This is a genomic window from Pseudoneobacillus rhizolycopersici, assembly GCF_054786815.1.
Window position 1 is genome coordinate 1 of the sequence record NZ_JBTOOE010000097.1, and the last position, 274, is coordinate 274.

The following is a 274-nucleotide window of genomic DNA, read 5'->3' on the forward strand; positions in this document are numbered from 1 at the left end:
GATAAATATCCTCATCGTTGAAGATGAAAAAGAGATCCGTCGTTTTGTCCGATCCGCATTGGAGAATGAGGGCTGGCGCGTTTTTGACGCGGATACCCTACAACGTGGTTTGATAGAAGCGGGCACCAGAAAGCCGGATTTGATCATTCTTGATCTGGGGCTGCCGGACGGTGACGGGCTCGATTTTATCCGCGATTTGCGCCAGTGGAGTTCAATTCCGGTCATCGTGCTTTCCGCCCGCGCCGAAGAGTCTGACAAAGTGCTGGCGTTGGAT

1 protein-coding gene is annotated in these 274 nt (G+C 52.6%); it reads left to right on the forward strand.

Going from position 1 to position 274, the window contains the following annotated elements; genetic code table 11:
* The coding region (locus ACX9YW_RS23000; RefSeq protein WP_460351044.1) for a response regulator at window positions 1-274 on the forward strand (274 nt) is incomplete at both ends.